The 5,968-nt window shown below is 39.1% G+C and carries 6 protein-coding genes and 1 pseudogene; 2 read left to right on the plus strand and 5 right to left on the minus strand.

The window, feature by feature from the left end:
* Window positions 1-95: 95 nt before the first annotated feature.
* From HMPREF0083_RS02800 to HMPREF0083_RS02810, 3 genes are all read right to left on the minus strand, one after another.
* On the minus strand, window positions 96-1,376 hold the full coding sequence (locus HMPREF0083_RS02800) for a DEAD/DEAH box helicase (RefSeq protein WP_021619486.1): 1,281 nt from the start codon (window positions 1,374-1,376) through the stop codon (window positions 96-98).
* A 6-nt stretch (window positions 1,377-1,382) separates the two neighbouring features.
* On the minus strand, window positions 1,383-1,748 hold the full coding sequence (locus tag HMPREF0083_RS02805) for a hypothetical protein (protein ID WP_040301269.1): 366 nt from the start codon (window positions 1,746-1,748) through the stop codon (window positions 1,383-1,385).
* 165 nt (window positions 1,749-1,913) lie between these two features.
* Window positions 1,914-3,251 (minus strand): hypothetical protein, encoded by a 1,338-nt coding sequence (locus tag HMPREF0083_RS02810; protein ID WP_021619488.1) that lies wholly within the window; start codon window positions 3,249-3,251, stop codon window positions 1,914-1,916.
* A 538-nt stretch (window positions 3,252-3,789) separates the two neighbouring features.
* On the opposite strand from HMPREF0083_RS02810, the gene HMPREF0083_RS02815 reads away from it, so the two are divergent.
* Together HMPREF0083_RS02815 and HMPREF0083_RS26930 are read left to right on the plus strand one after the other, a co-directional pair.
* On the plus strand, window positions 3,790-4,629 hold the full coding sequence (locus tag HMPREF0083_RS02815; protein ID WP_040301272.1) for an MBL fold metallo-hydrolase: 840 nt from the start codon (window positions 3,790-3,792) through the stop codon (window positions 4,627-4,629).
* A 157-nt stretch (window positions 4,630-4,786) separates the two neighbouring features.
* Entirely contained in the window at window positions 4,787-4,948 is a 162-nt protein-coding gene (locus tag HMPREF0083_RS26930; RefSeq protein ID WP_021619490.1) for an aspartyl-phosphate phosphatase Spo0E family protein, read from the plus strand.
* Between the two features lie 160 nt (window positions 4,949-5,108).
* Here HMPREF0083_RS26930 and HMPREF0083_RS26935 read toward each other — a convergent pair whose 3' ends face one another.
* A complete protein-coding gene (locus HMPREF0083_RS26935) occupies window positions 5,109-5,264 on the minus strand; it encodes a DUF1540 domain-containing protein (RefSeq protein WP_081695983.1) in 156 nt (51 codons plus the stop codon).
* A 463-nt stretch (window positions 5,265-5,727) separates the two neighbouring features.
* Window positions 5,728-5,968: pseudogene (locus HMPREF0083_RS30025) on the minus strand (transposase); the annotation flags it as partial.

The following is a 5,968-nucleotide window of genomic DNA, read 5'->3' on the forward strand; positions in this document are numbered from 1 at the left end:
TTTCTTACAAGGAAGAGACACAGCCGCTTTGTGGTGGCGATCTACTTTGGATTATACTACCGTGCAAGGCCTAAGCTCTTCCCTAACTATCCCGCCTATTGTACCACTGCCTCTATTAATTTCTCCTCTTCTTTAATCAAAAGCCGTAGCATCTCGCCACGATCCAATCCTGCCTTTACCGGCTGATCTATGATATATTGCTTTTCACCTAACAACTTTTCCAGAGTTTCATCGACCGTCCCTTCCCCAATGAAAGAATACACATGAATACTCTTATCCCCTCCGTTCCATACTCGCCCTATACATTGGGCCACATAAGCAGGGGACCATGGCTTGCTTGTAAAAATGACATTATTAGCGACTGTTCCTGTCCAACCTTCCCTGCTCGAAGCTTCACTACATACGATTACCCGGCAGTTCGGGTCATTCATAAACGTATCAACCTGTTGTTGTTTATTTTTAATTCCTCCATGAAGCAGCGCCGGATTATACTTCTCTAAGTATTCGTGCATAATTTCTACAAAGACGCGGGAATGGCTAAAAACAACTGCTTTTTCTCCTCTTAATACGATATCTTCCAGAATTTCTTCTACCCTCTCCAGCTTTCCGCTTCCTGCTGTTCCTTCTACTCCGCCCACAATTTCGCAAGACTCTGCAATTTGGCTTAGACGAGTGTATTTGGCAAGCAAGGTCGGAATATGATAGAAAGAAAATCCTTCGAATAATTCGCCTGGTACAGCTCCTTTTACCGCATCATACAGCTCTCTTTGTAATTCCGTAAGTTCCACAGAAAGATGGTACGGTATCACAGGGGAAAGGTTCTGCATTACATCTTTTTTTAGTCGCCGAATCATACTGATAGACAAAGCTTCCTTTAAGGCTTCGACATTTACAACCGCACTTGCATAAAACACAATGGAAGCCACGGGCCAGCGCAGCCATTTAAGTATATTATGTAAGTCATCTGCACCATTAATCACAGGTGTCGCGGTAATCGCATATCTCTCTTCTGTATCCAACTGGTGAATAACCTGTCCAATTTGTGATTCTGCGTCCTTCACTTTATGGGCTTCATCTATATAACAAACATCGAAGGGATGCTGTTGGTGCACATGCAGCACACGGTTAATATCCTGATGAAACTGTTCATATGACATAACAATCAAATCATATTGCTGATTGGAAAAATCAGCATACATACGGATTCGTTGCTCAATCGTTCCTTTTACAATAAGGACACGCAAATGTGTAAACTGCTGTGCTTGCTTGTAAATGTCCTGTAGTAAACTCGCTTTTGTAATATATAATCCACACTGCATCTGACCAGCTTTTATTTTTGATTCATGTGAACATAAAATGGGCGCTGTTTTCCCCACTCCTTCCTAATCAGCAATAAGTAAGCCATCCCGCTTCATCAATATGTTATATAGTTGAATTTGATACGGTCGTAAAGGTGCTTTTGATGAATAGTCCTCCGGGAAACAGTCTGACTCTCCGGCCAAATCATTGCGCGAATCGAGCAAGGTGAACAGTTCCTTATCAATAACATGGACAGGCTTTTTTCTTGCCTTTTTCCTTCCTGGCACATTAGGAAGACGTTTTTTATATACGACGGTACCTGACTGTTTTTTTTCTACAGACTCCGAAGGTGGCTCTTCCTCATTACGGATAAAGGATTCTGCCTGTTCCTTCATTTGTTCCTCTCTTCGTTTCTGTTGGCCAAACCATTTTTTAAACCCACTTCGCATATACATGACTCCTAATAAATAATATAGATTTCATTACAGCAATGTGTTTCTGACTACTAATTTACTTTATATCTATCTGTTTTCCTAGGCTTGATTCTTCATTTCATACAGAAAATCCCTGCCTTAATGGCAGGGAAGTGAGCTCGCCTCTATCATTTGTTCGTATTACACACGTTCGATATATTTTTTAATACAATGTACTGCTCCCAGATTTTCTGCGAACGGATGAAAATCACCAAGTTGAATCACCTCGTAATTCAAACTTTCCCAAATTCGTTTGTTCATCTCATCGGTGTTTTTAAGTATTTTCCAATTGCCGTGGCCATATGTTGGTAGCCAAACGACATTTCCCCGAGTCTTGCTATTTTGAACCAATGCATTATTCGATGTAGCGAAATACCATATTCTTTGCTTTCGCTGCGGTTTGTCCGGCTCATCCGGATCATGTGCATCATCCATGTAGACCAACGGCAAAGGATTGCGAATTACTTTAAAGCCAAGAGATGACATCTGCATAGCAATATTGTCAAAAACTTCATTCATAGCATGCGGCCACACTTTAATTCCCAATATATCGGCTGCTAATTTCGGACTTCCTACCAGTACACGGTATCTTCCATCACTATCTCTTCCTGCTAATGAAATAAACATATCAATATGAAATAGCGGTTGTACGGTTCCCGGCTTATTTCCAAAGTACAATATTTCCTCATACTCTTCTCCGTCGATTTCAATAACTCTAGACTGCTGCTGTGGGACTGGAATGGTACTTCCTACATAAAATAGTTTTCGATTATGATCGAGATAGTCTTTGTATAGGTTATAAATTTGTTGTTCTTTATCAATGCCTGGCTGCGGAATAATCGATTTCCCTATATATTCCAGCGAATTTCGCGGATAATCCGCTCCAATCAGGAAAAAGCTGTCCCCAATTAACATATTTCCCCCTTGAAAATACAAAGGAGATTTAGATGTTCTCATACCAGTAGCATTCATAATAAAGTCAGCAATTAAACCATCAGCGTACCGTAAAAACGAATATGGTTCCACAAAGTATTTCTTGTTTTCTTGCTTGTCATGGACGATGGCATAGGCATCTTCTGCCCAAATAGAGAAATGGATATGATCCGGAGCGGCTACAATTGTAGCCAGCCTTTCTTTGTTGGCCATTCGCAGCAAACGCCGGACAATCACTTCTGTTCTTTCATGTGTAAGCACGGTTACTTCTAGATCATCAGGAAGTTTGCATAATAAATCTAAATATACTTTTGCCAGTGGCTCTTCATATACCGCATAATAAGGAATAGCAAGCAGCATTTTTTTAATTGCGCCATCTGTTGTGTCAATTAAACGGGGATCTGTCGGCCGTACCGCTTGCGCCTGCTCCAGCAACTCCGTTGTTAAAGACATCCCATTGATGTTATCGCTGCTATGACGTGGAACAAGCTGGGATACTTTCTCATAGTGCCTTGTTTTAATTTCAAAATCAGTTTTCGTTTCCATTCGCTTCAACTCCTTAAATAATAGGTATAATCCGTATATCTATATACATCTGGTTTGATACATCGACAAACTTTTGTGCATAAAATAAAAAGCATCGTATAGATTACAACAATCAAATAAATTAAATTAATTCCATCGCATCATCCCCTTGCTGGAATTTTACTTTAGAACCAACTTGCCTCTAAATTTACATCTATTTACATACCATTTCTGTAATACAGATCACATTATGAGCTGATAAATATTAAATGAAGTCAAAGGTTTTCATGTCGGTATTTATTTGTCATACTGTATCAAGGGTGTTGATTATCCAGTATAATCCAAAGTAGATCGCCACCACACCGTGCCCCAAACGGGCGTCGGTTCGTCTCCCGCCCGGAAGTATCGAGGGAACACGCCGATGCGTGCACCTTCTTTCTTTCACCTTATGGATAATCAACAGGCGTGATACTGTATAAATAAACTGCTTCTGATAATCTGATATAATGTTTGTATCAACAAGTGTATGTTTGCATATCTACTACAGAGGAGGAATCACATGGAGCTATCCGTATTGGTTGATAATAACACTTTCATCGACAGATACTTCTTGGCAGAGCCTGGATTATCTTTTTTTATCCAAGAAGGAAAGAAGCGTGTTTTATTTGACACTGGCTATTCTGATATTTTTATTAGAAATGCTGAAAAAATGATGACAAATTTAAGAAATCTTGATTATATCGTATTTTCTCATGGACATGTTGATCACACATGGGGTATGACGCATTTACTCAGAATGTATATGGAAGCGAGAACGGAAGGAATTACATGTACACAGCCTACTATAATAGGCCATCCTTCTGTATTTGAAAGTAAAATTCTTGAACCTGTTGGGGAAATTGGAAGCATTCTGTCTGAAGAAAAGCTAAACAAGCATTTTAACATCCATTTATCTAAAAAACCTGTATGGTTAACGGATAAGTTAGTATTTCTAGGTGAAATAGAAAGAAATTTCACCTTTGAAGGACAAACTTCTATTGGAAAAATCGTGACTGATGATAATGAGTATGATGATTTTGTAAGAGATGACAGTGCACTAGCTTACAAATCATCAGAAGGACTTGTCATTATAGTAGGGTGTGCACATGCCGGAATATGCAATATTATTGAGTATGCTAAAAAAGTATGCAACGAAGAAAGAGTTGCAGATGTCATTGGTGGCTTTCATCTTCTAAATCCGTCACAAGAGCAACTAACAAAAACGGTCGCATACATAGAAAAGCTGGATCTCTCTACTCTTCATGCTTGTCACTGTACAGATTTCCGCTCCAAGGTAGCTTTATCTACTGTCGCAAATATAAAGGAAGTAGGTGTAGGTCTAAAACGAAATTACACTTAAAAAAATTCTGTTTGATAACCCGATCTTTCCTGCTACTAGACTAATTTTATTTCCCTAACCAATTTTTTTGTGGATGAAAGTGTAAATTTTGCAGTTGCCAGAAAGAAGAAAACAAGATAGATTTGTTAATGATTAACAAGTAAGGGAATGAAATTAGTTGAGTACAGCCGTTACAACTGAAATCGAAGACATGAAACAACTGCTGATAACATTAGCAGAAAAGCATGATTTTGATTTTCAGAATCCGCACGTCATTACAGTTAGCCAAAAACTTGATCTTCTTATTGTAGAGGCAATGAAGCCACAACAATCACCTTAATGAATGTATATCGTTATGAAAAAGTCTTGCATTTTGAAATGAGTCAATACTTTGCTCTATCTTTCCCTCCACTTTTGGAGGGATTTTTCATATCGCTTCAAAAATGTATCATGTAAAAAGCAATACAAAGCCACCCCGAAGAGTGGCTTTGTATTGCTTTTTACATGCCTGGTTTGAATGTTTTGCAATCCGTTTCTTCAGTTGTAGATGCATGTTTTCCTTTATGGCTTACTACATAAATTTCATCAGCTGTACACTTATTTCCATTTCCCCAATACGTACAGTTATTCACTTCACAAAGCACATCTTTTGCCATCTTATTTTCACCTCCCCTACTATTTATCATGAACAAATTCGAATAAATGTAACCGTACAAATACATTTGGAAGAAAGTACAGACGTGTTCCCTCATCTTTTTCTTGCGAGGAAGTTACACGACCGCTTTGTAATCAAAGGCCAGATCACATAACCATTGAGGTTGGGATATCCTGCGAAAAACCGATATCCTTGATTAAATGCGCCGGACGGACAAATCGGGTTTCCTTCCTAAATACGGCAGATTAAGTACAAGAATGGATAGTCCGACACTCAGCGCAATGCCAAGCAAAGCGGTATCGCGGCTCAGAATCAATATAATAGGAATTCAATATTTTTCCGGACTCCTCCTTTATCTCTTCTAATAAAATATTTCTATGCTGATTGGAAACGGCAACCGAATGACCATTAGGCAACATATAATAATGGTCTACCCTTTCTGATTGAGCTGTTAACGATTTTGCTTCTTCCTGCATTTGTTCAGCTATCTGCTTTTCTACCATATCCGCGAATACACGACTAAATGTAGAGACAGATGGAGCATCCTGATCTAGACGAAAGCCACATTGATAACGAAAGCGTAAGTCTGTTTGTAAGCGACGATGCAGCATGGTAAATGTCGTAATGCCTTGCGTAGAATGGCTTCGTGGCAATATCCTGGTGCTCCTTGTGGGGTATGACTTTTTAATTGTTTGGCATATGGAC

It is taken from the genome of Aneurinibacillus aneurinilyticus ATCC 12856, assembly GCF_000466385.1.
Classification (GTDB): Bacteria; Bacillota; Bacilli; order Aneurinibacillales; family Aneurinibacillaceae; genus Aneurinibacillus; species Aneurinibacillus aneurinilyticus.